24 protein-coding genes and 1 riboswitch are annotated in these 26,497 nt (G+C 68.9%); of the genes, 16 read left to right on the forward strand and 8 right to left on the reverse strand.

Translation table 11 applies throughout. The features are described from left to right. Nucleotides 1–3: 3 nt before the first annotated feature. The 5 genes from ABD882_RS00400 to ABD882_RS00420 form a co-directional block, all read right to left on the reverse strand. The gene (locus ABD882_RS00400) at nt 4–1,290 is read right to left on the reverse strand and encodes an ABC transporter permease (RefSeq protein ID WP_345183225.1); all 1,287 of its coding nucleotides are present in this window, start codon (nt 1,288–1,290) and stop codon (nt 4–6) included. Beyond that, complete coding sequence (locus tag ABD882_RS00405; protein ID WP_425563305.1) at nt 1,287–2,630, reverse strand: ABC transporter permease; 1,344 nt, start codon at nt 2,628–2,630, stop codon at nt 1,287–1,289. Before ABD882_RS00405 ends, ABD882_RS00400 begins: the two co-directional genes overlap by 4 nt. After that, nucleotides 2,627–4,141, reverse strand: coding sequence for an ABC transporter ATP-binding protein (locus ABD882_RS00410; protein WP_345183227.1), 1,515 nt, complete (start codon nt 4,139–4,141; stop codon nt 2,627–2,629). Before ABD882_RS00410 ends, ABD882_RS00405 begins: the two co-directional genes overlap by 4 nt. A 116-nt stretch (nt 4,142–4,257) precedes the next feature. After that, nucleotides 4,258–5,373: a BMP family lipoprotein gene (locus tag ABD882_RS00415; protein ID WP_345183229.1), complete on the reverse strand. Its 1,116-nt coding sequence runs from the start codon at nt 5,371–5,373 to the stop codon at nt 4,258–4,260. 203 nt (nt 5,374–5,576) lie between these two features. Beyond that, nucleotides 5,577–6,692 (reverse strand): mannose-1-phosphate guanylyltransferase, encoded by a 1,116-nt coding sequence (locus ABD882_RS00420; RefSeq protein WP_345183231.1) that lies wholly within the window; start codon nt 6,690–6,692, stop codon nt 5,577–5,579. Nucleotides 6,693–6,885: 193 nt separating this feature from the next. On the opposite strand from ABD882_RS00420, the gene sdhC reads away from it, so the two are divergent. The 6 genes from sdhC (at nt 6,886) to ABD882_RS00450 (ending at nt 12,626) form a co-directional block, all read left to right on the forward strand. Further along, entirely contained in the window at nt 6,886–7,320 is a 435-nt protein-coding gene (sdhC, locus tag ABD882_RS00425) for a succinate dehydrogenase, cytochrome b556 subunit (protein WP_345183233.1), read from the forward strand. Beyond that, nucleotides 7,320–7,772 carry a succinate dehydrogenase hydrophobic membrane anchor subunit gene (locus ABD882_RS00430; RefSeq protein ID WP_345183234.1) on the forward strand — a complete coding sequence of 151 codons (453 nt, stop codon included), beginning with the start codon at nt 7,320–7,322 and terminating at the stop codon, nt 7,770–7,772. The genes sdhC and ABD882_RS00430 overlap by 1 nt, the downstream gene beginning before the upstream one ends. 41 nt (nt 7,773–7,813) lie before the next feature. Further along, nucleotides 7,814–9,640, forward strand: a complete 1,827-nt coding sequence (sdhA, locus tag ABD882_RS00435) for a succinate dehydrogenase flavoprotein subunit (protein ID WP_345183236.1) — start codon at nt 7,814–7,816, stop codon at nt 9,638–9,640. Further along, complete coding sequence (locus ABD882_RS00440) at nt 9,640–10,419, forward strand: succinate dehydrogenase iron-sulfur subunit (protein ID WP_345183237.1); 780 nt, start codon at nt 9,640–9,642, stop codon at nt 10,417–10,419. The genes sdhA and ABD882_RS00440 overlap by 1 nt, the downstream gene beginning before the upstream one ends. 95 nt (nt 10,420–10,514) lie before the next feature. Continuing rightward, complete coding sequence (locus ABD882_RS00445) at nt 10,515–11,777, forward strand: YihY/virulence factor BrkB family protein (RefSeq protein WP_345183238.1); 1,263 nt, start codon at nt 10,515–10,517, stop codon at nt 11,775–11,777. A 9-nt stretch (nt 11,778–11,786) separates the two neighbouring features. After that, nucleotides 11,787–12,626, forward strand: a complete 840-nt coding sequence (locus ABD882_RS00450) for an exodeoxyribonuclease III (protein WP_345183241.1) — start codon at nt 11,787–11,789, stop codon at nt 12,624–12,626. 34 nt (nt 12,627–12,660) lie between these two features. On the opposite strand, the gene ABD882_RS00455 is transcribed toward ABD882_RS00450, so the two are convergent. Both ABD882_RS00455 and ABD882_RS00460 read right to left on the reverse strand, forming a co-directional pair. Then, nucleotides 12,661–13,347: a DUF4166 domain-containing protein gene (locus ABD882_RS00455; RefSeq protein WP_345183243.1), complete on the reverse strand. Its 687-nt coding sequence runs from the start codon at nt 13,345–13,347 to the stop codon at nt 12,661–12,663. Beyond that, on the reverse strand, nt 13,344–13,994 hold the full coding sequence (locus ABD882_RS00460) for an SRPBCC family protein (RefSeq protein ID WP_345183245.1): 651 nt from the start codon (nt 13,992–13,994) through the stop codon (nt 13,344–13,346). Before ABD882_RS00460 ends, ABD882_RS00455 begins: the two co-directional genes overlap by 4 nt. Nucleotides 13,995–14,050: 56 nt before the next feature. Here ABD882_RS00460 and trpS point away from each other — a divergent pair, with 56 nt between their 5' ends. The 10 genes from trpS (at nt 14,051) to ABD882_RS00510 (ending at nt 25,528) form a co-directional block, all read left to right on the forward strand. Continuing rightward, complete coding sequence (trpS, locus tag ABD882_RS00465; protein WP_345183247.1) at nt 14,051–15,055, forward strand: tryptophan--tRNA ligase; 1,005 nt, start codon at nt 14,051–14,053, stop codon at nt 15,053–15,055. A 58-nt stretch (nt 15,056–15,113) separates the two neighbouring features. Beyond that, on the forward strand, nt 15,114–15,989 hold the full coding sequence (locus tag ABD882_RS00470; protein ID WP_345183249.1) for an Fpg/Nei family DNA glycosylase: 876 nt from the start codon (nt 15,114–15,116) through the stop codon (nt 15,987–15,989). Between the two features lie 82 nt (nt 15,990–16,071). Next, nucleotides 16,072–16,223, forward strand: a riboswitch (FMN riboswitch). A 58-nt stretch (nt 16,224–16,281) separates the two neighbouring features. Further along, entirely contained in the window at nt 16,282–17,346 is a 1,065-nt protein-coding gene (gene ribD / locus ABD882_RS00475; RefSeq protein ID WP_345183251.1) for a bifunctional diaminohydroxyphosphoribosylaminopyrimidine deaminase/5-amino-6-(5-phosphoribosylamino)uracil reductase RibD, read from the forward strand. Continuing rightward, nucleotides 17,346–18,035 (forward strand): riboflavin synthase, encoded by a 690-nt coding sequence (locus ABD882_RS00480; protein WP_345183253.1) that lies wholly within the window; start codon nt 17,346–17,348, stop codon nt 18,033–18,035. Before ribD ends, ABD882_RS00480 begins: the two co-directional genes overlap by 1 nt. Continuing rightward, nucleotides 18,032–19,321: a GTP cyclohydrolase II gene (gene ribA, locus ABD882_RS00485; protein ID WP_345183255.1), complete on the forward strand. Its 1,290-nt coding sequence runs from the start codon at nt 18,032–18,034 to the stop codon at nt 19,319–19,321. Before ABD882_RS00480 ends, ribA begins: the two co-directional genes overlap by 4 nt. Next, nucleotides 19,318–19,791, forward strand: coding sequence for a 6,7-dimethyl-8-ribityllumazine synthase (ribH, locus tag ABD882_RS00490; protein WP_345183257.1), 474 nt, complete (start codon nt 19,318–19,320; stop codon nt 19,789–19,791). The genes ribA and ribH overlap by 4 nt, the downstream gene beginning before the upstream one ends. A gap of 60 nt (nt 19,792–19,851) precedes the next feature. Then, nucleotides 19,852–20,208: a Fe-S protein gene (locus ABD882_RS00495; protein ID WP_345183259.1), complete on the forward strand. Its 357-nt coding sequence runs from the start codon at nt 19,852–19,854 to the stop codon at nt 20,206–20,208. A gap of 147 nt (nt 20,209–20,355) precedes the next feature. Next, nucleotides 20,356–21,810: an MFS transporter gene (locus ABD882_RS00500; RefSeq protein WP_345183261.1), complete on the forward strand. Its 1,455-nt coding sequence runs from the start codon at nt 20,356–20,358 to the stop codon at nt 21,808–21,810. Between the two features lie 170 nt (nt 21,811–21,980). Further along, nucleotides 21,981–23,519 (forward strand): APC family permease, encoded by a 1,539-nt coding sequence (locus tag ABD882_RS00505; protein ID WP_345183263.1) that lies wholly within the window; start codon nt 21,981–21,983, stop codon nt 23,517–23,519. 56 nt (nt 23,520–23,575) lie between these two features. Further along, complete coding sequence (locus tag ABD882_RS00510; RefSeq protein WP_345183265.1) at nt 23,576–25,528, forward strand: primary-amine oxidase; 1,953 nt, start codon at nt 23,576–23,578, stop codon at nt 25,526–25,528. Nucleotides 25,529–25,562: 34 nt separating this feature from the next. Here ABD882_RS00510 and ABD882_RS00515 read toward each other — a convergent pair whose 3' ends face one another. Beyond that, entirely contained in the window at nt 25,563–26,483 is a 921-nt protein-coding gene (locus ABD882_RS00515; RefSeq protein WP_345183268.1) for a LysR family transcriptional regulator, read from the reverse strand. Nucleotides 26,484–26,497: the final 14 nt, after the last annotated feature.

Here is a 26,497-nt window from a genome sequence, read left to right on the forward strand (position 1 = left end):
CTCCTAGGACTTGATGTAGGGCTTGCCGGAGGCGGCGGGTCCGCGGATCTGGCCGACGAACCCGACGACCGCGAGGATCGTGACCACGTACGGCAGCATCAGCATGAACTCGCTGGGGATCGGCGTCTTCAGGACCGACAGCAGGTTCTGCAGGTTCGTCGCGAACCCGAACAGCAGCGCCGCGAGCGCGGCGCGCACCGGATCCCAGCGTCCGAAGATGACCGCCGCGAGGGCGATGAATCCGAGACCGGCGGTCATGTCCTTGGTGAACTGCGGCACCGAGACCAGGGTGAAGTAGGCCCCGCCCATGCCGGCGATCGCGCCGGCCAGCAGCACGTTCCAGAACCGGGTGGGGTTGACCTTGATGCCCACCGTGTCGGCGGCCTGGGGGTGCTCGCCGACGGCGCGCAGCCGCAGGCCCCAGCGCGTGCGGTACAGACCCCATGCCACGAGCGCCACGATGACGTACATCAGATACACGAGGAAGGTCTGGTTGAACAGCGCCGGGCCGATCACCGGGATGTCGCCGAGGATCGGGATCTTGATGAGCGAGAAGCGCACGGGGCTGTTCAGCGTCTGGCCGTTCGGGGCCAGCACCGCGCCGTACAGGAAGCCCGTGAGACCGGAGACGAACACGTTCAGCACGACGCCGACGATGACCTGGTCGACGATGTACTTGATGGCGAAGGCCGCCAGCACGAAGGCCACGATCACGCCGCCCAGCATCGCGCCGATGAGGCCGACGAACGGGCTGTGCGTCACCGAGGACAGGATCGTCGCGGTGAACGCGCCGAGCAGGAACTGGCCCTCGATCGCGACGTTGACCACGCCCACGCGCTCGCCGATGACACCGCCCAGCGCACCGAACACGAGCGGCACGGCGAGCGACACGGATCCGCCGAGCAGGCCGACGAGCGTGATCGCTCCGGCCGCGCCGGCGCCGGCCCAGGTGAGGAATGCGGTCATGCCGAGCACGGCATACACGATCGGCAGCCACAGCCCGATCCGGCGGTACTGCATGGCCGCGGCGAAGGCGAGGCCCGCCAGCACGAGCGCGATCGCCCACGTGATCCAGACGATCGGCCCGGCCGGCACGGCGACATCGCCGAGGCGGATCGCCGCCCCGGCGTCCGCGAGGCGATACGTGGTGGTGCCGTAGCGCGGGGCCAGCAGGAACAGCAACCCGAGCAGCACCGCGATCGCCAGCAGCGTGATCGGGGTCTTCAGCGCACGGGTCTTGACGATGGTCTGCTCTGCTGCCGCCGGAGCGGACGTCAGGGAGGTGCTCATGCGGCCGCCGCCTTCGAATCGGAGGGATCGATATGCCGCTCGGCCCGGCGTGCCGCGCGGGCGCGCGATCGGGCGGAGCGCTCTGAATCGGTCTTCGGCAGGAAGAAGATGGTGCGGATCAGCGGCGGCGCCGCGATGAACAGCACGATCAGCGACTGCACGACCAGCACGATGTCGACCGGGATCGACTGCAGCGCCTGCATCGGGAAGGATCCGGCTTTCAGCGCGCCGAACAGCAGACCGGCCCAGAACGTTCCCCAGGCCCGGCTGCGCCCGAGCAGAGCAACGGTGATCGCCGTGAAGCCGATGCCGGCGTCGATGTTGCCGTCGAAGCCGCTGGTGATGGTGCTCTGGATCTGGAACATGCCGGCCATGCCGGCCAGTCCCCCGGAGAACAGCATCGCGTAGATGTAGACGCGCGGCACGCTGATGCCGGCGGCGCGTGCGGCGTGCGGGTTCTCGCCCACCGCGCGCATGCGGAACCCGAGGCTCGAGCGCTCCACCAGCCACCACACGAACAGCGTGGCGACGATCACGATCACGAAGCCCCAGTCCAGCTGGTCCAGCCCCGGAAGCTTCGGCAGCTGCCCGTTCACGGGCGTCGGGCGGCTGATCGGCTGGATCTGGCCCGGCTTCTGCAGCAGCTCGGGGACCCGCACCATCCACGAGATGAGATAGAACGCCACGTAGTTGAGCATGATCGTCAGGATCACCTCGTGCGCGCCCGTGCGTGCCTTGAGCAGCCCGACGAGTCCACCCCACAGCGCACCGGCCGCGATACCCACGATGAGCGTCAGCGGCACCTGGATCAGAGCGGGCAGGTTCAGCTGGAAGGTGACCAGGGCGGCCGCCGCACAGGCGATCAGCATCTGCCCTCGGGCGCCGATGTTGAACAGCCCGACGCGGAAGGCCACGGCGATGCCGAGTCCCGCGGCGATCAGCGGAACCGCGAAGCCGATCGTGTTGCCCAGCGGCTTGATCGCCGTGGCGAAGTCCGGAGCCGAGAAGTTGATGATCGACCCGCTGAACAGCGCGCCGTAGCCGCCCGCGACCGCCGCCCACACGGCGGCGAGGGTGTCCAGCGGCCGCGCGAAGAAGTATCCGGCGGCCGCCTGCACCTCGGCGTTGGTGAGCGCGATCAGCACGCCGCCGACGATCAGGGCGAGCAGCACGGCGAGGACCGTGTTCACGGCGCTGCCGCGCAGGATGTCGTGCAGCACCCGGTTCGAGACCGGGATCTCCTGGATGTTGCGCGTCATCGGCGGCCCGGCCGGCGCCTGCGCGGCAGGCGACTCCGGCACGTCCGGCGCGGGCGCCTGCGGTTCGGATTCGGTGCTCATGCGGCTTCCTCCGTAGGGTTCTCGCCGGCCATCATCAGGCCGAGCACGTCACGAGGGGTGGTCGCGGGCACGATGCCGACGATCCGGCCGCGGAACATGACGGCGATCCGGTCGGCGAGGGCGACGACCTCGTCCAGCTCGGTCGACACCACGACCACGGGGATCCCGGAGTCGCGGGTCGCCACGATCCGCTTGTGGATGAACTCGATCGAGCCCACATCGACGCCGCGGGTGGGCTGCGAGGCGAGCAGCAGCTTCAGTTCGCGCGTCAGTTCGCGCGCGATCACGACCTTCTGCTGGTTGCCGCCGGACAGCGACGTCGCCGGCTGGCCGGGGCTCTGCGTGCGGATGTCGAACTCCACGATGCGCTCCTTCGCGAACGCGTCGAGCACGCGCCGCTGGATCGTGCCGAACCGCGCGAAGAACGGGTCATCGGAGCGATCCAGCATGAGGTTCTCGGCGACCGAGAACCCGCCGACCAGGCCATCCTCGCTGCGATCCTCCGGCACGAAGCCGACGCCGGCGGCGAGCACCTGGTTGACGCTGCGGCCGACGAGCTCCTCGCCGTCGAGCCTGATCGATCCGCTGGTGCGCGGGTCGAGCCCCATGATCGCCTCGGCGAGCTCGGTCTGGCCGTTGCCCTGCACGCCCGCGATGGCGAGCACCTCGCCCGGCCGCACGTCGAAGGCCACGTCGTCGACGACGACGACGCCGTCCGCGGCGACGACCCGGAGGTTCTTCACGACCAGGCCGCCCTCCCCGATCTTGGGCGGACCCTTGTGCACGGTGAGCTCGACGGGGCGGCCGACCATCATCGAGGCGAGCTCGGTGTTGGAGGACTGCGGATCGGCCTCGCCGACGACCTTGCCGAGCCGGATCACCGTGATCCGATCGGCGATCGCGCGCACCTCGCGCAGTTTGTGCGTGATGAACACGATGGCGGTGCCCTCGTCGCGCAGCTGGCCCATGATGCCCATCAGCTCGTCCGTCTCCTGCGGCGTGAGCACGGCCGTCGGCTCGTCGAACACGAGCACCTTGGCGTCGCGGGAGAGCGCCTTGATGATCTCCACGCGCTGCTGCACGCCGACCGGCAGGTCGCCGACGATCGCGTCAGGGTCGACCTCGAACCCGAAGCGGGCCGCGACCGCGCGCACATGCTCGCGGGCCGCTCCGATGTCGAGCACGCCGAGCGCCTTGGACTGCTCGTGGCCGAGCATGACGTTCTCGGCGACGGTGAACACCGGGATGAGCATGAAGTGCTGATGCACCATGCCGATGCCGGCCGCCATCGCGTCGCCGGGCCCGCGGAAGTGCTGCGGCACGTCGTCGAGGAGGATCTCGCCCTCGTCGGCCTGGTACAGGCCGTACAGGACGTTCATCAGGGTGGACTTGCCTGCCCCGTTCTCGCCCAGCAGGGCGTGGATCTCCCCGGACTCCACGACCACGTCGATGTGGTCGTTGGCGACGAGGGATCCGAAGCGTTTGGTGATGCCACGCAGCTCGAGCTTCATGATTGTGACCTTATCCGGATGCGACGGGCGCAAGAAAGAGCGCGGGACGCCCGATCTCGCCGACGTCGCCGGTGGGGCGACGACGGCGGATCGGAACGTCCCGCGTCAGGTGGTGATTACTTCGGTGAGCTGGGCGAGACGACCTTGATGTCGCCCTTGATGATCTTGTCCTGCAGCGCCGTCAGCTCGTCGGTGAGGCCCTTCGGGAGCTTGCTCTCGAAGGCGTGGAAGGAAGACAGGCCCACACCCTTGTTCTCGAGCGTGCCCACGTACGGCGTCGGGTCGAACGAGCCCTTGGCGGTGCTCGTCACCGTGTCGTACACGGCCGAATCGATGCGCTTCATGATCGAGACCAGGATCTGGTCGGCGACGGACGGGTCGGCGACCGCGAGGTCGGAGTCGACGCCCATCATGACCGTCTTCTTGCCGCCGTCCTTGAGCGCAGCGCTCGCGGAGAGGTAGATCGGGCCGCCGACCGGGAGGATCACGTCGACACCCTGGTCGAGGATGCCCTGCGCGGTCTGCTTGGCGGTGTCGTTCGCGGCGAAGGCGCCGGTGAAGGAGCCCTTCTGCGTGGCCGCGTCCCAGCCGAAGGACTCGACCTTGGCGCCCTTGTCCTCGTCGTACTTCTTCACGCCGTCGACGAAGCCGTCCATGAAGATCGTCACCGGCGGGATCTGCAGACCGCCGAACGTGCCGACCTTGTTGCCGCCGGCCTGCGCCGACCAGGCCGCCGCGGCGTATCCGCCGAGGTAGGCCGCCTGAGCGGTGTCGAACAGGATCGGCTTGATGTTCGTGGACGCCGGCTTGCCGGTGTTCTTCGGGTCTGCCATCGAGTCGATGATGCCGAAGTGGAGCTTCGGGTTCGCGATCGCCGCGTCGGCGATGGCGGCATCGAGCTTGAAGCCGACGCCGATGATCAGGGTGCAGCCACCCGTGACGAGCGTGTCGATGTTGCTCTTGTAATCGTTGTCCGACTTGGATTCGACCTCGATCGGCTTCACGCCGAGGGCCGTGCCCGCCTTGTCCATGCCGATCTTGGCGGACTCGTTGAAGGACTTGTCGTTGAACCCGCCGCTGTCGGAGACGAGGCAGGGCTTGAAGTTCGCGTCAGCGGGCTTCGCGTTGGTCGAGCTCGCGGGCGCCGGAGCGGAGCCACAGCCTGCGAGGGCGACGATGACACCGGCAGCGACGGTCGCGCCGATCAACTTCTTGGTGAGGGAGATGGTCACTCGGGGCCTCCAGAACACGCACCCGCGGCCATCGCGGGTTACTTGAAAGTTACCGACGAAGGCGAAGATCGGGCATCCTCGTCCGCGTCGTACCCGTCAATGGTTACAAACATGAGATCATGTGCGCTCGTTTGTGCTCACATGAGCACGGTACTTCGCGCACACCCTCTTTCGGAGCGATCGCGGCGGCGTTCCTGCGGGGCTCAGAGCACGTCGCCGAGACCTGTGAGCTTCAGCGACTCGACCACGCCCTTCACGCGCTGCGCGTGCTCGGTCGTGGTCACGAGCAGCGCGTCAGGGGTGTCCACGACGACGATGTCCTGCACCCCGACGAGGCTGATCACCCGCGACGTCTGGCTGACCAGGATGCCGCTCGCCGCGTCCGACAGCACCCGGGCCGACTTGCCCAGCACCGCGAGGTCGTTCTTGCGGCCGTTCAGGACCAGCTTGGCGAGAGAGGCGAAGTCGCCCACGTCGTCCCAGTCGAAGTGGCCAGGCACGACCGCGAGGCGCCCGCGCTCGGCGGCGGGTTCGGCGACCGCGTAGTCGATCGCGATCTTCGGCAGCGCGGGCCAGATCCGGTCCACGGCGGGACCGCGGCGATCCCGGTCGTCCCACGCCTCGGCGAGTTCCATGAGCCCCGCGTGCAGGGCCGGCTGGTGCAGCGCGAGCTCGGCGAGCAGCACGTCCGCCTTGGCGATGAACATGCCCGCGTTCCACAGGTAGCTGCGATCGGCGACGTAGCTCTTCGCGGTGGCGAGATCGGGCTTCTCCACGAACCGTTCGACCAGGGCGGCCTCGCGGGCGCCCTCGATCTCGAGCTCGGCGCCCTGCTTGATGTAGCCGAATCCGACCGCGGGCTCGGTGGGGGTGATCCCGATCGTGACGATGTAGCCCTGGCGGGCGACCTCCACGGCGTCGCGCACGGCGAACTCGAACACCCTGGTGCCGCGGATGACATGGTCGGCGCTGAAGGATCCGATGATGACGTCCGGATCCCGGCGGTGCAGGATCGCGGCCGCAAGACCGATCGCCGCTGCGGACTCCCTCGGCTCGGACTCGAGGATCATGTTCTTGTCGGGGATGCCGGGCAGCTGCTGCTCGACCGCGGCCCGGTGCGCCCGGCCGGTGACCACGGCGATCCGGTCGGGGCCCGTGAGCGGCGTGAGCCGATCCCAGGTGTCGCGCAGCAGGGACTGGCCGGATCCGGTCAGGTCGTGCAGGAACTTGGGCGCGTCGGCCCTGGACAGCGGCCAGAGCCGGCTCCCGATGCCGCCGGCCGGGATGACGGCGTAGAAGTCCCTGATCGGTTCGCGCATGGCCCCAGCGTATCGATGCGATCCGACGATCGCGGGCGCCGCGACACGATCGCATCTGCGCATGGACCCGATCGCAGATGCGCATCGACGCTAAGGGTGCCCTTCGTCGCTCCCAGCGTTTCGACAGGAATAGGATTGCAGGGATCGGACGCCTGAGCGCCGCGATCCGCCGCTTAGATCAGGGAGGACGACTGTGTCCGCAAGCACTCGCTTGACGCCTTCGATTTCAGAGACCACCTCCAAGACGCCACGCGGCACCCTGTACCGGGGCCGCGAAGGCATGTGGTCCTGGGTTCTGCATCGCATCACCGGAATCGCGATCTTCTTCTTCCTTCTGGTGCACGTGCTCGACACGTCGCTCATCCGGGTGTCCCCCGAGGCGTACAACGCCGTCCTCGGCACCTACAAGAACCCGATCATGGGCGTCGGCGAGACGATCCTGGTCGCCGCGATCGTGTTCCACGCGCTGAACGGCCTGCGGATCATCCTGATCGACGCCTGGTCGAAGGGCGCGCGCTACCAGCGTCAGATGTTCTGGATCGTGCTGGGCCTGTGGCTCGTGCTGCTCGCCGGGTTCGTGCCGCGCCATCTGATGAATGTCTTCTCCGCCGTAGGGGGTTCGCACTGATGTCCGCCGACGTGTTCACCACGCAGCACCTGGCAGCCCCCCGCCGCCGCAAGGGCGTCAACATGGAGAAGTGGGGCTGGATCTACATGCGCGTCTCGGGCGTCGTGCTCGTCGTGCTGATCTTCGGTCACCTCTTCGTGAACCTGATGCTCGGCGAGGGCATCCACGCGCTCGACTTCGCGTTCGTCGCCGGCAAGTACGCCACCCCGTTCTGGCAGTGGTGGGACGTGCTGATGCTGTGGCTCGCACTCATCCACGGCGCGAACGGCATGCGCACGGTCGTCAACGACTACGTCGGCCACCAGGGCATCCGCAAGACGCTGGTCGTCGTGATCGGCCTCGCCGCCGCGCTCCTGATCCTGCTCGGCACCCTGGTCGTGTTCACCTTCGACCCGTGCAACGGCGTGTTCCAGGACGGCGCGATGTGGGCGACCTGCCACCCCGGCAGCTGACCCGCTCCGGCGACACAAACGCAGACAGATAGGCAGATCCAGTGACCACTGAGACCCAGGATTCCGTCGTCAAGAACGGCGTGCACCACCATCAGTTCGACATCGTCATCGTCGGCGCCGGCGGCGCGGGGATGCGCGCGGCGATCGAGGCCGGCCCCGGCGCGAAGACCGCAGTGATCTCGAAGCTCTACCCCACGCGCTCCCACACCGGCGCAGCGCAGGGCGGCATGGCTGCGGCGCTCGCGAACGTCGAAGAGGACAGCTGGGAGTGGCACACCTTCGACACCGTCAAGGGCGGCGACTACCTCGTCGACCAGGACGCGGCGGAGATCCTCGCCAAGGAGGCCATCGACGCGGTCATCGACCTCGAGAACATGGGCCTTCCGTTCAACCGCACACCCGAGGGCAAGATCGACCAGCGCCGCTTCGGCGGGCACACGGCCGAGCACGGCAAGACCCCCGTCCGCCGCGCGTGCTACGCGGCCGACCGCACCGGTCACATGATCCTGCAGACGCTGTTCCAGAACTGCGTCAAGCTCGGCATCAACTTCTTCAACGAGTTCTACGTGCTCGACCTGATCACCGTGCAGGACAAGGCGGGAAAGACCGGCGTCGCCGGCGTCGTCGCCTACGACCTCGCCACGGGCGAGCTGCACGTGTTCCACGCCAAGGCCGTCATCTTCGCGACCGGCGGCTTCGGCAAGATCTTCAAGACCACCTCGAACGCGCACACCCTCACCGGTGACGGCGTCGGCATCGTCTGGCGCAAGGGCCTGCCGCTGGAGGACCTGGAGTTCTTCCAGTTCCACCCGACCGGCCTCGCCGGCCTCGGGATCCTGCTCACCGAAGGCGCCCGCGGCGAGGGCGCGATCCTGCGCAACGCGTCCGGCGAGCGGTTCATGGAGCGGTACGCCCCCACGATCAAGGATCTCGCCCCGCGCGACATCGTCGCCCGCTGCATGGTGCAGGAGGTCGCGGAGGGCCGTGGCGCAGGCCCGCACAAGGACTACGTGCTGCTGGACTGCACGCACCTCGGCGCCGAGGTGCTGGAGACCAAGCTTCCCGACATCACGGAGTTCGCACGCACCTATCTGGGCGTCGACCCGGTCGTCGAGCCGGTGCCCGTGATGCCGACCGCGCACTACGCGATGGGCGGGATCCCGACGAACAACAACGGCGAGGTGCTCGCCGACAACGACACCATCGTCCCTGGCCTGTACGCCGCGGGCGAGTGCGCGTGCGTCTCGGTGCACGGCGCCAACCGCCTCGGCACCAACTCGCTGCTGGACATCAACGTGTTCGGCAAGCGCAGCGGCCGCAACGCCGTCGCCTACGTGCAGACGGCCGAGTTCCAGCCCCTCCCCGAGAACCCGGAGGCCGCCGTCAAGACGATGCTCGAAGGCCTGCGCAACAACGCGGGGACCGAGCGGATCGCCGTGCTGCGCAAGAAGCTGCAGGACGAGATGGACAAGGGCGCCCAGGTGTTCCGGACGCACGAGTCGCTGGAGCACGTGCTCGGCGTGATCGCCGAACTCCGCGAGCGCTACAAGAACGTGCACGTCGACGACAAGGGCAGCCGGTTCAACACCGATCTGCTCGAAGCCGTCGAGCTCGGCTTCCTGCTCGACATCGCCGAGGTCGTCGTCTACGCCGCACAGAACCGCGAGGAGAGCCGCGGCGGTCACATGCGCGACGACTTCCCGAAGCGCGACGACGAGAACTACATGAAGCACACCATGGCCTACCTGACCGGTGACCCGCACTCCTCGACCCCCGCCGACCACATCAAGCTGGACTGGAAGCCGGTCGTCTTCACGAAGAACGAGCAGGGCGAGTTGAACTACCCGCCGTTGGAGAGGAAGTACTGATGTCCACCGCTCTTGTCGACCCGAACGCCGTCGCCGATCTGCAGGCCGCCGACGACACCGGGGTGCAGTCGTTCCTGGTGACGTTCAACATCCGCCGATTCGACCCGGAGGTGGACGCCGAACCGCACTGGGTGGACTACGACGTGGAGCTGTACGCCACCGACCGCGTGCTCGACGCGCTGCACAAGATCAAGTGGGAGGTCGACGGATCCCTCACCTTCCGCCGCTCCTGCGCGCACGGCGTCTGCGGATCCGATGCGATGCGCATCAACGGCCGCAACCGGCTCGCCTGCAAGACGCTGATCAAGGACCTGGACATCTCCAAGCCGATCTACGTCGAGGCGATCAAGGGTCTGCCGCTCGAGAAGGATCTCGTCGTCGACATGGAGCCGTTCTTCGCGTCATACCGCGAGGTGAAGCCGTTCCTGCTGGCCACCTCCGAGCCGCCCAAGGGCAAGGAGCGCGTGCAGTCGATCGCCGACCGGGCGATCTTCGACGACACCACGAAGTGCATCCTGTGCGCCGCCTGCACGTCGTCCTGCCCCGTGTTCTGGACGGACGGGCAATACTTCGGTCCCGCCGCGATCGTCAACGCGCACCGGTTCATCTTCGACTCCCGCGATGACGGCGCCGACGTGCGCCTGGACATCCTGAACGACAAGGAGGGCGTGTGGCGCTGCCGCACGACCTTCAACTGCACCGAGGCTTGCCCGCGCGGCATCGAGGTCACCAAGGCGATCGCCGAGGTGAAGCAGGCGGTCCTGCGCGGCCGCCCCTGAGCCTGTCGCGCCCCGAACCTGTCGACGGGTCGAGGAGGCACCACCCGATGCGGGTGGTGCCTCCTCGCGTCTCGCCCGGTCGCTAGGGTGAGTGCGTGGCGGAATCCGAATCGGAGCTGAGAGCGCGACTCGAGGCGCCGATCGAGCGTGCGGCCGCACTCACCCGCCGCACGATGCGGGCGTTCCCGATCCGGGTCTGGCGCCGGTTCCTGCAGCGCAACGGATTCCTGCTCTCCGCGGGCATGAGCTACCAGGGACTCTTCGCCGTGTTCGGCCTGCTCTACATCGCCTTCGCCTCGGCCGGTCTCTGGCTCGGCGGCAGCGAGCGGGCCATCGCCCTGCTCACCGCGATCGCGAACAGCTACATCCCTGGCATCGTCAGCGAGCACGGCCTCGTCCATCCCGACGACGTGCAGTCGCTCGCCTCCGAGGCGAGCAGCGTGCTGAGCATCACGGGCTTCGTCGCCGCCGTCGTGGTCGCGTGGACCGGGATCACCGCGGTGACCTTCACCCGGCGCGCCGTGCGGGACATCTTCGGGCTGCCGTACGACAGCCGCAGCTTCGTGCTGCTGAAGCTGCGAGACGGCGTCGCCGGGATCCTGTTCGGCCTGGCGCTGCTGGTCGGATCGGTCCTCGGCTTCGTGGGAGTCTGGGCGCTCCGGCAGGTGCTCGACCTGCTCGGCTGGCACCTCGGCACCACCGCCTTCGACCTGCTCACCCGGGCGGGTTCCGTCGTGGTGATGTTCGCGATCGATTCCGCCGCGATCGCGCTGCTCGTGCGGTTCCTCACCGGCACCAGGCTCGCCTGGCGCACGATCCTTCCCGGGTCGATGCTCGGCGGCGGCGCGGTGGTGGTGCTGCAGCTGGGCGCCGGCCTGCTGCTCAGCCATACCCCGGGCAATCCACTGCTGGCGACCTTCGCCGTGATCATCGCGATGCTGCTGTGGTGCCGCTGGGTGGCGGTCGTGATCCTGGTCGCCGCGGCATGGATCGCGCTCACCGCCGAGGACCGCGACCAGCCCCTCCAGGAGGTCGACGAGGACGCGGCGCGGCGCGCAGAACTCGCGGCCCTCGTGCTGGCCGCCGAGGTGCGTCTGCGTCGGGCGGAACAGGCCCATGACGCCGCACCATGGTGGCGCCGCCGCGCGACCGCCCGCGCCGCGCGGCAAGCACGCGAGGAGTGGGGCGATGCGCTCGCGGATCAGGCGGCGGCAGCACCCTCGGACGACGAGGAGGGGCTGCTCGGGCTGCTGCTGGAGGGGCCGCGCCGCGATGATCCGCACACGGAGGCGCCGGTCGACGCGCGGCCGCGCCGTCGCACGTCGGGCGTGAAGAGCGATGTCGGCGGCGCTCGTTAGGCTGGATCCATGCCTCACCTGCGTATCGCCACCGTCAACGTCAACGGGGTCCGCGCCGCGGTCCGCAACGGGATGCACACCTGGCTCGACGATGCCGGTGTCGACGTGCTCACTCTGCAGGAGGTGCGCGCGCAGGACGAGCATCTCGAGGCGGCGTTCCCCGGCTGGTCGATCCTGCACGACGAGGCGACGGCCAAGGGCCGCGCCGGCGTCGCGGTGCTCAGCAGGCAGCCCGCGCTGGCATCCCGCACGACGTTCGGCGCCGAGGACTTCGACTCGAAGGGCCGCTGGCTCGAGGCCGACTTCGTGCTCGGAGACACCCTGCTCACGGTGGTCAGCGCGTACGTGCACAGCGGCGAGGCCGACACCCCCAAGCAGGTCGAGAAATGGAAGTTCCTCGACGCGATGACCGCGCGAATGGGTGAGCTCGGCGCCGACGGCGGGCTCGCCCTGGTCACCGGCGATCTCAACGTCGGCCACCGCGAACTCGACATCAAGAACTGGCGCGGCAACCGCACCAAGGCGGGCTTCCTGCCGCGGGAGCGCGCCTACTTCGACCGCTTCCTGGGCGCGGCGGGCGAGCAGGTCGCCGGCGTGGACGGCTCCACCGGACCCGGCCTCGGCTGGGTCGACATCGGCCGCGCGACGCACGGCGAGGTCGACGGCCCCTACACGTGGTGGACGATGCGCGGTCAGGCGTTCGACAACGATGCGGGCTGGCGGATCGACTACCACCTCGCGACGCCTGCGCTCGCCGAGCGCGCGACCGGCTATCACGTCGCCCGTGCCGCCACCTACGCCGAGCGCTGGAGCGATCACACTCCCGTTGTCGTGGACTACACGTACTGAGCGGTCCCCGCCCTCGCGGCCCGCGCCCTTCCGCTCACTCGCGGTGCTCTTCGCGGTACGGCTTCGCGGTCTCCGGTGCATCCTGCTCCTGTGGGAACTCGCAGGTGAACTCGCCTCGATAGCCGAACAGCAGTCCGAAGACGGGATTGCGAACCTCGAGATCGATCACGAAGAACTCACGCTCGTCGTCGTATCGTTCGGCGAGGTGTGCGCGGCCGCTGAGCAGCAGGGGGAACCGGAACGCGATGGGCCCCTCGTAGAAGCGCTGCGCTCCGGACACCAGCCGGAGCGCGCCGTCATCGGTGACCGACAGGTCGAGATCCACGGCGAGATGCTGGTGCGTGCCGAGGTAGTCGACGATGCGTCCGCGCGCCGCGCTGTAGATCATGGTCGCGTCGAAGCGTCGCCGTCGCCCTGGACGCACCTGCATGGTGCGGGCGAAGGTGACCGTCTCGCGGCCGAATCCATCGACGTACGCATGGTTGTCGATCTGGAACGGGACCCCGCTGCCCTTCTCCGGGAACATGATGTTGCGCGCCGAGCCGAGCGCGAGAAAGGGGACTGTCCACCAGGGCCCGCGTCGCACCTCGGTCATCACGCCGCGGCCGATGCAGCCGTATCCGGCGGCCACGCCGACACCGAATCGACGCTGCAGCTGCGGATGGAGTCGCGCGAACTCCTCCCCCAGGGCGCGCTGGAAGACGCCCTGCGCCCCGGTCACCGCTCGATCTCCGCGAGCGCGGCGGGTGCATCCTGCATGACCCCGGATCCGCGCTGCGGCGGCCGGGACAGGCAGCGCCGCGCCCGCGGACGAGGCCCGGGGCGCAGTGCGCGCCACCACGAGGTCCGCTCCGGCGCGATCCCCGCTTCGGCCCAGAGCCGCAGGCGATCGAAGCTGCGCGCGGTGAGCCACCACACGAAGGGGCGCACGAGCAGCGGGTCGAGAACCCGGCCAAGCGGACCCCAGCCCGGCTCGTAGTCGTAGCCGGTGAGGAAGCGCACACCATCCGTCGTGGGGACGTAGCGCCAGTATCCCCTGCCGCGGCGCAGGGGCGAGAGCGGATCGGCGGAATCGAACACGAGTGCGGATGTGCGTTCGCCTTCGCGTCCGTGCCGAGTGCCGAGCGACACCCCGGTGCCCCGGATCGTGTGCAGTCCCAGCCCGCGCTCGTACTCGAACTCCTGAGCGCCGTCCTCGCGGGTCCGCACGGGCCGGATCGCGCTGAATCGCGCGTCCCAGCGGATGTGCCGATGCGGATCCTGAGTGAGCTCCCAGACGGTCTCGAGCGGAGCGCGGATCGTGATCTCGACGTACAGCGCGCGATCCCTGCGCGAACGCGCACGCGATGTCTGCCCGGGAACCGCCATGCGCCCAGCCTAGGGGGCGGGCCGTGCGACGCCGGGGCGCCCCATAGGATTGAACCGTGACGAAACCCCGCCTCTACTCCGGAATGCAGCCCTCCGCCGACTCCCTCCAGGCCGGCAATTACATCGGGGCGCTGCTGCAGTGGCGGGACCTGCAGAACTCCTACGACGCGTTCTTCTCCGTGGTCGACCTGCACGCGATCACCGTGCCGCAGGATCCGGCCGAGCTGCGCGAGAAGACCCGTCGCACCGCCGCGCAGTACATCGCGGCGGGCATCGAGCCCTCCCAGTCGACGCTGTATGTGCAGTCGCACGTGCGCGCGCACGCCGAGCTCGCGTGGATCCTCAGCACGATCACCGGCTTCGGCGAGGCCGGCCGGATGACGCAGTTCAAGGACAAGACGAGCCGCTCGGGCGCTGATGCCGCCTCGGTCGGCCTGTTCACCTATCCGGTGCTGATGGCGGCCGACATCCTGCTGTACCAGACGGATGTCGTTCCGGTCGGCGACGATCAGAAGCAGCATGTGGAGCTCACCCGCGACCTCGCCGAGCGGTTCAACTCGCGCTTCGGCGAGACGTTCGTCGTGCCGATCCCGGTGATCCAGAAGGACACGGCCCGCATCTACGACCTGCAGAACCCGACCTCGAAGATGTCGAAGTCGGCGGAGAGCGACGCGGGCGTGCTGTGGTTGCTGGACGATCCGGCGAAGTCGGCGAAGAAGGTCATGCGCGCGGTGACCGACAACGAGGGCTCCGTCCGCTACGACCGGGAGAACAAGCCGGGCGTCTCGAACCTGCTCACCATCTACGCCGCACTCACCGGCCGTCAGATCGAGTCCATCGAAGACGAGTATGCGGGCCGCGGCTACGGCGATTTCAAGAAGGGCCTCGCCGAGGTCGTCGTGCACGAGTTCGGCCCGGTGCGCGAGCGCGTGAGCGAGCTGCTGGCCGACCCCGCCGAGCTCGACCGGATCCTCGCGGCGAATGCCGCCCGTGCCGACGAGGTCGCCGACAAGACGCTCGCCGACGTGTACGACAGGGTCGGTCTGCTCCGCCGGGTCTGACGCAGACCAGCACGGGTTCATCCCGCCACGGGTCGGTGGCCGGTGGCAGGATGAACCCATGCCGGAGATGCCAGAGGTGCAGGGGCTGGTCGATTTCCTCGGCGCGCGTGCGGTCGGGCTGACCATCACGCGCGCCTCGGTGTCGGCCGTCTCGGCGCTCAAGACCTTCGATCCCGCGGTGACCGTCCTTGCGGGCTCCCGGGTGGAGTCCGTCGCGCGGCACGGCAAGTTCCTCGACCTGACGCTGGCGAGCGAGACCGAATCGCAGCTGCACTTCATCTTCCATCTCGCCAAGGCCGGGTGGCTGCGCTGGTATGACGCGCTGCCGGCGACGCTGATCCGTCCGGGGAAGTCGCCGATCGCGATGAGGATCGCGTTCGACGACGGCAGCGGATTCGACCTCACCGAGGCGGGCACCAAGAAGTCGCTGGCCGCGTACGTCGCGCGCGATCCCGCCGATGTCCCCGGGATCGCGCGGCTGGGACCGGATCCGCTGGATCCGTCGTTCACCCGGGACGCGTTCGCGGCGCTGCTCGACGGCCGTCGCACCCAGATCAAGGGCCTGCTCCGCGACCAGGGCGTGATCGCCGGGATCGGCAATGCCTATTCGGACGAGATCCTGCACGCGGCGCGGATGTCGCCGTACGCCTCCGCGGGTGGTCTCGACGATGCCGACGTCACCCGACTGTACGACGCGATGCAGACGACCCTTCGCGATGCGGTGACCGCGGCGAGCGGCAGGCCCCCGGCCGACCTCAAGGACGCGAAGCGCCGGGGCATGCAGGTGCACGCCCGCCGCGGTGAGGCCTGCCCGGTCTGCGGCGACACCGTGCGCAGCGTGTTCTTCGCCGACCGGTCGCTGGAGTACTGCCCCACCTGCCAGACCGGGGGCAAGCCGCTTGCAGACAGACGCCTGTCCCGGCTGCTGAAATGAGCCTGCGAGGATGACCCGCGGCGTCACAGGAGCATTCGCCGGAATGAATCGGAGGGAGGCGTGTTGACTAAGCTGGGAGCAGAAACGTGCTCCGGGGTCGGTGAGAATCCGAACCGGCGGTGACAGTCCGCGAACCGAGGATCCTGAGTGGATTCGAGGCCGATCCGGTGGAATTCCGGGACCGACGGTGATGCGAGCGAAAGCTCGCGAGTCCGGATGAGAGGCAGCACGCACGGTCGCCGTGCGCCCGCCCCGGACATCCGATCCTTTTGACGCAGGACGAGGAAACGACATGACGGCGACACCGGTGGAGCACGCGGCGATGCTGCGCGCGCTCGACATCGCGCGCCGTGGCCCGCGCGGAGTGAACCCGCAGGTCGGCGCCGTGATCCTCTCCCCCGACGGCCGCGTGCTCTCCGAGGGCTGGCACCGCGGGGCCGGCACGCCCCACGCCGAGGTCGACGCGCTGTCGCGCGTCGCGGCCGCACAGCTGCGCGGCGCCACCGCGGTGGTGACGCTCGAACCCTGCAATCACACCGGCCGCACCGGTCCGTGCGCACAGGCCCTCATCGACGCCGGCGTCGCCCGCGTCCTCTACGCGCTCGACGATCCGGGCGTCGCCTCCAGCGGAGGGGCGGAGCGGATGCGCACCGCGGGGCTCGACGTCGAGGCCGGCGAAGGATCCGAGGCAGCACGTTCGCTCATCGCCGGCTGGCTGGCCGTGCAGCGGCTCGGACGCCCGCACGTGACGGTGAAGTGGGCGCAGAGCCTGGACGGCCGCGCCGCCGCCGCGGACGGAACCAGCCAGTGGATCACCGGTCCCGCCGCCCGCGCCGATGTGCATCGCCGCCGCGCCCAGGCCGACGCGATCGTGGTCGGCACCGGCACGGTGCTCGCCGACGACCCCGCCCTCAGCGCGCGCGAGGGCGACGCGCTGCTCCCGCACCAGCCGATCCCCGTCGTGATCGGCATGCGGGAGACGCCTGTGGACGCGGCCGTGCGCCGCCACCCGCACGAGCCGCTGTTCTACCCGCAGCATGATCTCGCGGTGATCCTCGCCGATCTCCGCGACCGCGGAGTGCAGCGGGTGTTCGTGGAGGGCGGCCCGACGCTGGCCAGCGCCTTCCTCGCCGCGGGCCTCGCCGACGAGGTCCTCGCCTATCTGGCCCCCGTGCTGCTCGGCGGCCCGAAGCTGGCGCTCACCGACATCGGCGTGGGCTCGATCGGCGACGCCCGGCGCCTCGTCGTCGACGAGTGGCTTCCGCTCGGTGACGACCTGCTGGCGATCGCTCACCTCGACGCCGCGGACGAGACCGCGACCCGCCCCCAAACCACCCGGAACGAAGGAGGATCCTGATGTTCACCGGAATCATCGAGGAGATCGGCGAGATCACCGCGATCGCGCCCGCCGGCGACGGCTGGCGGCTCACCGTGCGCGCGCCGAAGGCCGCCTCCGATGCCGTGCACGGCGAGTCGATCGCGGTGAGCGGCGTGTGCCTGACCGTCGTCGGATCCACGGCCGACACCTTCGACACCGATGTGATGAAGCAGACGCTCGACGTCGCGGCGATCGGCGGCGCGACCGTCGGCACCCGCGTCAACATCGAGAAGGCGATGCCCGTGGGCGCCCGCCTCGGCGGCCACATCGTGCAGGGCCACGTCGACGGCGTCGGCGACGTGCTCGAGGTGCGACCCGGTGCGCAGTGGAGCGTGCTGCGGATCTCGCTGCCGCGCGACCTGGCGCCGCTCGTCGTCGACAAGGGATCCATCTCCGTCGATGGCACTTCGCTCACCGTGAGCGCCGTGAGCGACGCCCCTTCGACAGGCTCAGGGACCGGGGCCGCCGGCTCAGGGACCGGGGACTGGTTCGAGGTGTCCCTCATCCCCGAGACCCTCGCGGCCACGACGCTCGGATCCCGCGTCGTCGGCGATCGCGTGAACCTCGAGACCGACATCCTCGCCCGGCACGTCGAGCGGCTGCTCGCGTTCCGGGCCGCAGACACCGGCGCCGACCGCGCCGCCGCAACGGAAGGAGGCTCCCGATGAGCCTTTCCACGATCCCCGAGGCGCTGGAGTCCCTCCGCGCCGGACGTCCCGTGCTCGTCGCGGACGACGAGAGCCGCGAGAACGAGGGCGACGTCATCCTCTCCGCAGAGCTGGCGACGCCGGAGTGGATCGCCTGGACCGTGCGCTGGACCTCCGGGTACCTGTGCGCGCCGATGCCGTCCGAGATCGCGGATGCGCTGAACCTGCCGCCGATGGTCGAGGCCAACGAGGACGCCCGCGGCACCGCCTACACGATCAGCGTGGATGCGGCCTCCGGCGTCACGACCGGCATCAGCGCCGCCGACCGCGCGCACACGCTGAACGTGCTCGCGAACGAGGAGTCCACGCCCGGCGACCTCATCCGCCCCGGGCACGTGCTGCCGTTGCGCGCCGTCGACGGCGGCGTGCGTCAGCGCGGCGGACACACCGAAGCGGCTGTCGAGCTCATGCGCCTGGCGGGGCTGCGCCCGGTCGGCGCGATCGCCGAGGTCGTCGCCGAGGACGGCAGCATGATGCGCCTGCCCGGCCTTCAGGAGCTCGGCGCGCGCGACGGGATCCCCGTGATCACGATCGAGCAGCTCATCGCCTATCTCAACGAGGTCGACCCGCGAGACGAGGCGGACTGCGTGGCGAACAACACGCGCCGCCGGGTGAGCCTGCGCGCCGACGCCACCGTGCCCACCACGCACGGCGTGTTCCGGTTCCTCGCATATAAGGACAGGATCACCGGGACCGACCACCTCGCGGTCGTCTCCGGCGAGCCCACCGAGACCGCGCTGGTGCGGGTGCACTCCGAGTGCCTCACCGGCGAGGCGTTCGGCTCGCTCAAGTGCGAGTGCGGCCCGCAGCTCGAGGCGGCGCTGGACGCGATCGAGCAGGAGGGCGGCATCGTCATCTACATGCGCGGCCACGAGGGACGCGGCATCGGTCTGATCAACAAGCTGCGCGCCTACGCGCTGCAGGAGGAGGGCCTCGACACCGTCGACGCCAATCTCGCCCTGGGCCTTCCCGCCGACGCGCGCGACTACGCGGCGGCGGCCGGGATCCTCACCGACCTGGGCGTGTCGAAGGTGCGTCTGCTGACGAACAACACCGACAAGGTCGCGCAGCTGCGCGAGCTCGGCCTGGACGTCATCGAGCAGGTGCCGCTGATCGTCGGCGTCGGGCCGAACAATCACCAGTACCTCGAGACCAAGCGCGATCGGATGGGCCACATCATCGGCGAGTCAGACCTCGCCGCAGCCCTCGCGGCGAACGGCGCGGAGAACGGAAGGAACGACGTATGAGCGGCGCAGGGGCACCGGAGACCGGCGGAATCGACGCGAGCGGCCTGAACGTCGTGATCGTCGCCGGCACCTGGCACGAGACGATCACGGACGGCCTGATCGCGGGTGCGCAGCGCGTGCTCGAGGCCACGGGTGCCAACCATCGCCTGGTGCGCGTTCCCGGGTCTTTCGAGCTCGCCGTGGCCGCGCAGGCCGCGTTCGCGGGCGGCGCCGACGCGGTGGTCGCGCTGGGCGTGATCATCCGGGGTGGCACCCCGCACTTCGAGTACGTCTCGGCCGCCACCACCGACGGCCTCACCCGGGTCTCGCTGGACGCGGGAAAGCCCGTCGGCTTCGGTGTGCTCACGCTGGACGACGAGCAGCAGGGCCTGGATCGCGCGGGGCTCGAAGGCTCCAAGGAGGACAAGGGCGCCGAGGCGGCCGACGCCGCCCTGCGCACCGCCCAGGTGATCCGCTCGCTGCGAGGCTGAGGCCGCGGGCTGAGGCGTGCCTTCCTGGCACGTTCCTGGACGCGGGCATAGCCTGTCGTCATGGAAACCTTGCGCCACATCGTGCTGTTCATCCACCTGATCGGCTTCGCGACGCTGTTCGGCTCCTGGGCGGTGCAGGCCTTCGGCGGCAAGAAGCAGATCACCGGCCTCATGACCGTCGGCCTGACGATCGCCGGTGTCGCCGGCCTCGCGCTCGCAGCGCCCTGGGGACTGCCCACGGGCGCGAGCATCAACTACGCGAAGATCGGGACCAAGCTCGTGATCCTGCTGATCATCGGAGCGCTGCTCGGCATCGGATCCGCCCGTCAGAAGCGCGGAGACTCGGTCCCGCCCGTGCTGTTCTGGGGCGTGGGCGTGCTCACCGCCGTGAACGCCGGCATCGCCGCGATCTGGTGACGACCGACTGAAACGTCCCCTCCGGGGGTGCGAGAACTCCGCCGCGACCGCGTGTCAACCTGTGTGCCGGCTGAGAGCCCGGCGTAGACTCCCGGGGTGCTCGTCGGAGCGCCTGGGGGAAGACTGCACCATGACCGGAGGATCTGCATGAGCACCGTGACCGCGCCCGCCAACCCGCGATCGAGGGTGATCCTCGCGAGCCTCATCGGCACGACGATCGAGTTCTACGACTTCTACGTCTACGCGACCGCCGCGGTGCTGGTGTTCCCGATCCTGTTCTTCCCGACCGGCAATGACACCACGGCGCTGCTGGCCTCGTTCGGGGTGTTCGGCGCGGCCATGATCGCGCGTCCGATCGGCGCGATGGTGTTCGGGCACTTCGGCGACAAGTACGGCCGCAAGGTCACCCTCGTCGCGTCGCTGCTCACGATGGGGATCGCCACGTTCCTCATCGGTGTTCTGCCGACGTTCGCGCAGATCAACTGGTGGGCCGCGCTGCTGCTGCTCATCCTGCGCCTCGTGCAGGGGTTCGCCCTCGGCGGCGAATGGTCCGGAGCCGCGCTCGTCGCCACAGAGAACGCCCCCGCCGGAAAGCGCGCCTGGTACGGATCCTTCCCGCAGCTGGGCGCACCGCTCGGCTTCATCATCGCGAACGGGCTGTTCCTGATCATCAACGCGATGCTGCCGCACGCGACCAACCCGGCGCTCAAGTCCGAGGCGTTCCTGAGCTGGGGCTGGCGGGTGCCGTTCCTGTTCTCCGCCGTGATGGTGATCATCGGCCTCTGGGTGCGTCTGAAGCTGGTCGAGTCGGACACCTTCACGCGCGCGTCCGACAACGGGGCGATCCGCAAGCTGCCGCTCGCGACGGTGTTCCGACACCACTGGAAGCACCTGATCCTGGGCACGTTCGTGATGCTGGCGACCTACGTGCTGTTCTACCTGATGACCAACTTCACGCTCTCGTTCGGCACCAAGCCGTGGTCGATGCAGATCGCGTCGGCCGCCGCGCAGAAGGCTGCGGAGACGGCGGGCAAGCCGTTCGACGCCGCCGCGTTCGCGGCGCAGTTCTATCCGGGCCAGGGCTTCGGATACACCGACTTCGTGGTGATGCAGATCATCGGCGTCGTGTTCTTCGGCATCTTCACCCTGCTCTCCGGCCCGTGGGCCGACCGGATCGGACGTCGCAAGCTGCTGATCTGGACGACGATCGCGATCATCCTGTTCGGCTTCACCTTCCCGTTCTTCCTCGGCCAGCACGCCGGGGAGCCGTTCGCTGTCGTGCTCACGCAGTCGTTCCTCATCCTCGGCTTCCTGCTGATGGGCACGACGTTCGGCCCGATGGGCGCGTTGCTTCCCGAGCTGTTCCCGACCAACGTGCGCTACACCGGCTCCGCGGTGTCGTACAACGTGTCATCGATCCTGGGCGCCGCGGTCGCTCCGCTCATCGCGGTGTGGCTGTGGCAGCTCACCGGCGGATCGCCCTGGCTCGTCGGCATCTACCTGTCATCGATGGCGGTGCTGACCCTGATCGCGCTGATCCTCCTCCCGGAGACCAAGGATCACGACTACGAGGACGACCTGGGCGTGCCCGCCCAGCCGTGACCCTTGCCCTGGCGCGGCGCTGCATCATTTCATTTGATGCAGCGCCGCGCATCTGTGTATTGGCGTGATTTCACATGTGCCGGTTGACTGTGATCATCACCCGAAGAGGCTCCGATCGCATCCGCGATCCGGCCCGCGAAGATCAGCACGGCTCGGACAGAGGAGTCCCCATGAGCGTTGAGATCGCAACGTCCGCGATTCGCAACCAGAATTTCCGCAAGACCCTGGGGCGACTGGACATCATCTTCCTGTCGATCGCGGCGATCATCTCGATCGACACCGTGGCGCAGATCGCGGCCGGCGGCGGGGCGCAGGCGTTCACGTGGACGCTCGTCATCGGCGTCACGTTCCTGCTCCCGTACGCGTTCGTCGTATCCGAACTGGGCAGCGCGTTCCACGAGGAAGGCGGCCCGTTCGTCTGGGTGCGCCTCGCTTTCGGCAAGCTCGCCGCATCCCTGTCGACGATGTTCTACTGGATAACTAACCCGCTGTGGATGGGCGGATCGCTCGTGTTCATCTCCGCGGCAACCTGGGACGCCTACATCTCGCCGCTCAAGACGGGCAGCATCGAAGACTACGCGTTCAAGATCGGCTTCATCTGGCTGGCCATCCTCACCGCGATCATCGGGCTGCACTACGGCAAGGTGATCGTCGCCGTCGGCGGCATCGTCAAGGTCGCGCTGCTCGCGATCTTCGTCGTGACCGTCGTCGTCTACGCGGCGAAGAACGGCGTGCACGGCTACGCCGCGGGCGAGTTCTCTCCCACGCTCGGCGGATTCCTCGCCGTGACGCCCGTCATCCTGTTCGCGGTCGTCGGGTTCGAGGCGCCGAACGGAGCCGCCGAAGAGATGCGCAACCCGCAGAAGGACGTCCCGCGCGCGATCGCATCGTCGGGCCTCATCTCGATCCTCTGCTACCTGGTGCCGATCTTCGCGATCCTCGCTGTGCTGCCCGCCGACAAGGTGCAGGGTGCCACGGGCCTGCTCGACGCCTTCAAGGAGGTCTTCACCGTCTACGGTGCGGCCTCCGGCCCGCTCATGTGGATCGCTGCCGCGCTGTTCGTCTTCGTCGTGCTCACGCAGGCGAGCGCGTGGATGATCGCATCCGACCGGGTGCAGGCCGCGGCCGGTGCGGACGGAGCGTTCTTCCGCTATTTCGGGAAGTTCTCGGACCGCTTCGGCACGCCGGTGCGGATGAACCTGCTCTCCGGCGTGGTCGCCACGGTCTTCTGCGTGGCCGCGACCCTGCTGCTCAACGGCAGTGCCGCCGCCGCCTTCACCGTCGTGCTCACCGTCGCGATCTCGACCCTGCTGCTGTCCTACCTTCTGATCTTCCCCACCGTCATCGTGCTGCGCAGGAAGTACCCTGACGTGCCGCGGCCGTTCCGCGTCCCCGGAGGACGCATCGGCCTGTGGATCTGCACCGTCGTGATCTACGCGTGGGTCGTGCTCGGATCCTGGGTGGCCGTGTTCCCCGGCACACTGGAGGCGGTGTTCGGCATCAAATACGACTTCGCGGATGTCTGGGGCGTCGACCGCGGCACCTTCGAGACATTCACGATCGGCACGCTCGTGGTGATCGCCGTCCTCGCCCTCGTCGGCTACCTGTACGAGCGCCGCCGGCCCGGCTCCTCAGCTGCGGCGGATCAGTTCGACGCCGCCGCCGCCGAGACCGAGGTCCTGGTCTCGACCCACCCGCACGAGCTCTGACCCACCCTGTACCCGGCTTTCGCGCCGAACACAGCGTCCGCCCTGAAGGAGACACCGTGAGCACTTCCCTGGAAGCCTCTGACGCCACCATCGTCGCGCACCCGCTCGACCCCCTGAATGCGGCGGAGCTCACCGCGGCACGCGACCATCTCGTCGCAGAGGGCCGCCTCGGCGACACCGTGCGCGTGGCCTATCTGTCGCTCAAAGAGCCTGCCAAGGCCGCCCTGCGCAGCGGCGACCCCGTGCCGCGCGAGGCGAGGGGGATCCTGCTCGATACGGCGACCGGAGCCACGACCGACCTCGTGATCGACTTGAGCGCCGGCACGACCGTGTCGGCGGTCGACGTCGATCCGGCGCTGGCAGGGCAGGCGCCGGTGCTGCTCGAGGAGTTCGAAGCGATCGAGGGCATCCTGGGCGCGGACGAGGGCTGGCGTGCCGCTCTCGCGACGCGTGGCCTGACCCCTGACGGCGTGCGTGTCGCCCCTCTCTCCGCGGGCATCTTCGACTACGACGGCGAGGAAGGCCGACGATTGCTGCGCGGTCTCGCTTTCGTGCAGCGCGACGCGAACGACTACGCCTGGGGTCATCCGGTCGACCAGCTGGTCGCCTTCGTGGACATGATCGAGCGCAAGGTCGTGCGCATCATCGACGGCGGCCCCACCGATGATCCGCTCACGAACGGCAACTTCGAGGATCCGGAGCTGACAGGGCCGCTGCGCACCGACCTCAAGCCTCTGCAGATCACCCAGCCGGAGGGCCCGAGCTTCACACTCGAGGGCAACGTGCTGCGCTGGCAGAAGTGGGATCTGCACGTCGGATTCGACGCTCGCGAAGGACTGATCCTCGGTCAGATCGGATTCGACGATCACGGCACCCGCCGCTCCGTCATCGAGCGCGCGTCGATCGCCGAGATGGTCGTGCCCTACGGCGATCCCGCCCCATACCGCTCATGGCAGAACTACTTCGACACCGGAGAATACCTGGTGGGCCGCGACGCGAACTCGCTCGAGCTCGGCTGCGACTGCCTGGGCGAGATCACCTACCTGTCCCCCGTCGTCGCCGACGACTTCGGCAACCCGCGCGAGATCTCCCAGGGCATCTGCATCCACGAGGAGGACTTCGGCCTGCTCTGGAAGCACACCGACGAGTGGGCGAACCACCGTTCCTCCCGCCGTCAGCGCCGCCTCGTGGTGAGTTTCTTCACGACCGTCGGCAACTACGACTATGGCTTCTACTGGTACTTCTACCTGGACGGCACGATCGAGTTCGAGGCCAAGGCCACCGGGATCGTGTTCACGGCGCGCTACCCCGGCGCGGGATACCCGTACGCGTCGCACATCGCGCCGGGCCTCGCGGCGCCCTACCACCAGCACCTGTTCTGCGCGCGGCTCGACATGGCCGTGGACGGTGAGCGCAACGCCGTGCACGAGCTCGACGTGCAGCGGGTGCCACAGGGCGAGGGCAACCCGCACGGCAACGCGTTCACCCGATCGCGGCGAGCGCTCACCCAGGAGTCCGATGCTCGCCGCCGCGCCGACGGCAGCGTCGGCCGGGTGTGGGAGGTCGTGAACACCGAGAAGCGCAATCATGTGGGCGAACCGGTCGCGTACACGCTGTTCCCGCAGGGTCAGCCCACGCTCGCCGCGGCGGACGGATCCTCGATCAGCAAGCGCGCCGCGTTCGCGACCGAGCACCTGTGGGTGACCCGGTATGCCGAGGGGGAGCGCTACCCGGCGGGCGACTTCGTGAACCAGAGCGTCGGATCCCCCGGTCTGCCGGAGTTCCAGAAGGCGGATCGCGAGATCGACGGCGAGGACATCGTGCTCTGGCACAGCTTCGGCCTCACGCACTTCCCGCGCACCGAGGACTGGCCCATCATGCCCGTGGACTACACCGGGTTCACGCTCAAGCCGACCGGCTTCTTCGACCAGAACCCGGCGCTCGACGTGCCGCCGTCACCGAGCGGTCACGCCTGCACGCACTGCACCGACGGACACTGCCACTGCTGAGGCGGCTGACGCGGGCGCGCGCTGGCCGCCCGCGTCAGCCGGCGGTGCCGAACAGCTCTCGGGCGAGGGTCGCGACCGCCTGCGTCCGCGCGGTCGGTCGCACCCGTGTCACACGCGCGAAGCAGACGTCGAGGGCCGGTGGGTCGCCCGCGATGCGCAGCGCCCGCAGCTCCCCGCCGTCGTAGGTGAGCGGCGCGCGCGGCACCTGGTTCAGGATCGAATAGCCGTGCCCGCGCGCGACCAGCGAGCGCACGGTCTCGTAGCTGTGCGAGCTGTACCGCACCCGGGGTACGACGCCGGCGGCCTCCAGCATGCCGAGGAAGTACTCCCGCGACTGCGGCAGATCCAGCAGCACCAGCTCGGACTCGGCGAGCTCTGCCAACGCCACGTCCTCACGCTCGGCGAGCGGATGATCCGCCGCGAGGATCACATGCGGAGGCGAGGGGAAGAGCGGGTCGAACGCGAGGTCGTGCACCCTGCCGAAGTCGTAGATGATGCCTCCCTCGACGGCTCCGGAGAGCAGCAGGTCCGTCGTGCCCTCCATGTCGGTCTCGATGATCTCGATCCGCAGGTCAGGATGCTCCTGCTCGACGCGGGTGATCAGCCGAGGCAGCACGAACGGAGCGAGCGTCACGAAGCACGCGAGCCGCAACGTGCCGCGCACCTGATGATGCCGTCCGCGGACGACGTCGGTCATCTCCTCCACCTGCGCGAGCACCGACTGCGCATCGCGCAGCAGCTGCTCTCCCGCCTCGGTCAGAGAGAGGCCCTTGCTGCGCTGCCGCACGAACAGCTGCACACCCAGCGATCTCTCCAGCTGTGCGATCGCGGTCGAGACGGCCGACTGTGCGACGTGCAGATCGATCGACGCCTCCGTCATCGAACGATGCATCGCCGCGGTCACGAAGTAGCGCAGCTGCACGAGTGTCATGTCGGCGCTCTGGAGTCGGGCCATGGCGAAAGCATATC

Source organism: Microbacterium panaciterrae, assembly GCF_039541635.1.
Taxonomy (GTDB): Bacteria; Actinomycetota; Actinomycetes; order Actinomycetales; family Microbacteriaceae; genus Microbacterium; species Microbacterium panaciterrae.

Coding starts and splice junctions, on each gene's coding strand:
- ABD882_RS00400 (WP_345183225.1), bottom strand. CDS start 1,290: ATGAGCACCTCCCTGACGTCCGCTCCGGCGGCAGCAGAGCAGACCATC.
- ABD882_RS00405 (WP_425563305.1), bottom strand. CDS start 2,630: ATGAGCACCGAATCCGAACCGCAGGCGCCCGCGCCGGACGTGCCGGAG.
- ABD882_RS00410 (WP_345183227.1), bottom strand. CDS start 4,141: ATGAAGCTCGAGCTGCGTGGCATCACCAAACGCTTCGGATCCCTCGTC.
- ABD882_RS00420 (WP_345183231.1), bottom strand. CDS start 6,692: ATGCGCGAACCGATCAGGGACTTCTACGCCGTCATCCCGGCCGGCGGC.
- ABD882_RS00430 (WP_345183234.1), top strand. CDS start 7,320: ATGTCCGCCGACGTGTTCACCACGCAGCACCTGGCAGCCCCCCGCCGC.
- ABD882_RS00440 (WP_345183237.1), top strand. CDS start 9,640: ATGTCCACCGCTCTTGTCGACCCGAACGCCGTCGCCGATCTGCAGGCC.
- ABD882_RS00450 (WP_345183241.1), top strand. CDS start 11,787: ATGCCTCACCTGCGTATCGCCACCGTCAACGTCAACGGGGTCCGCGCC.
- ABD882_RS00460 (WP_345183245.1), bottom strand. CDS start 13,994: ATGGCGGTTCCCGGGCAGACATCGCGTGCGCGTTCGCGCAGGGATCGC.
- ABD882_RS00470 (WP_345183249.1), top strand. CDS start 15,114: ATGCCGGAGATGCCAGAGGTGCAGGGGCTGGTCGATTTCCTCGGCGCG.
- ribD (WP_345183251.1), top strand. CDS start 16,282: ATGACGGCGACACCGGTGGAGCACGCGGCGATGCTGCGCGCGCTCGAC.
- ABD882_RS00480 (WP_345183253.1), top strand. CDS start 17,346: ATGTTCACCGGAATCATCGAGGAGATCGGCGAGATCACCGCGATCGCG.
- ribA (WP_345183255.1), top strand. CDS start 18,032: ATGAGCCTTTCCACGATCCCCGAGGCGCTGGAGTCCCTCCGCGCCGGA.
- ribH (WP_345183257.1), top strand. CDS start 19,318: ATGAGCGGCGCAGGGGCACCGGAGACCGGCGGAATCGACGCGAGCGGC.
- ABD882_RS00495 (WP_345183259.1), top strand. CDS start 19,852: ATGGAAACCTTGCGCCACATCGTGCTGTTCATCCACCTGATCGGCTTC.
- ABD882_RS00500 (WP_345183261.1), top strand. CDS start 20,356: ATGAGCACCGTGACCGCGCCCGCCAACCCGCGATCGAGGGTGATCCTC.
- ABD882_RS00505 (WP_345183263.1), top strand. CDS start 21,981: ATGAGCGTTGAGATCGCAACGTCCGCGATTCGCAACCAGAATTTCCGC.
- ABD882_RS00515 (WP_345183268.1), bottom strand. CDS start 26,483: ATGGCCCGACTCCAGAGCGCCGACATGACACTCGTGCAGCTGCGCTAC.